Origin of the sequence: Verminephrobacter aporrectodeae subsp. tuberculatae At4, assembly GCF_000193225.1 — a bacterium.
GTDB lineage: Bacteria > Pseudomonadota > Gammaproteobacteria > Burkholderiales > Burkholderiaceae_C > Acidovorax > Acidovorax aporrectodeae.
Genome location: NZ_AFAL01000199.1, coordinates 1 through 571, shown reverse-complemented (window position 1 = coordinate 571; position 571 = coordinate 1). Strand labels below are relative to the sequence as shown.

The window sequence follows — 571 nt, the reverse complement described above, 5'->3', positions numbered from 1 at the left end:
GCGACCGTCGGCGGAATGGTCGCGGCCGGCCTGTCCGGCCCCTCCCGGGCCAGCGTGGGGGCGGTGCGCGACTACCTGCTGGGTGCCACGCTGCTCAATGGCCGCGCCGAGCTGTTGACCTTTGGCGGCCAGGTGATGAAGAACGTCGCGGGGTACGACGTGTCGCGCCTGATGGTCGGCGCCTGGGGCACGCTGGGCCTGCTCACCGAGCTCAGCCTCAAGGTGCTGCCGATCGCGCCCGGCGAGGCCACGCTGCGCCTTGCCTGCAACCAGGCCGACGCGTTGCGTCAACTGCATGCCTGGGGCGGCGAGGCGCTGGCGCTCAACGCCAGCTGCTGGGTGCCGGACGCAGCAGGTGCGGGCCAGCTGTGCGTGCGCCTGCGTGGCGCCGTGGCGGCCGTCGAGTCCGCATGCCGGGCCATGGGCGGCACCCGCATCGACCCGTCCCGCGCCGCCGCCGACTGGGCCGCCTGCCGCGACCAGACCCTGCCCTGGTTCAGCGCCCGCGCCGCACACCCCGAGCTGGCGCTGTGGCGCCTGTCCGTACCCGCCACGACCCCGGCCCGGACCT

Annotated in this window: 1 protein-coding gene; it reads left to right on the top strand. The window is 75.1% G+C overall.

The window, feature by feature from the left end; translation table 11 throughout:
- The coding region (locus VTU_RS0105795; protein WP_010101906.1) for an FAD-linked oxidase at nt 1-571 on the top strand (571 nt) is incomplete at both ends.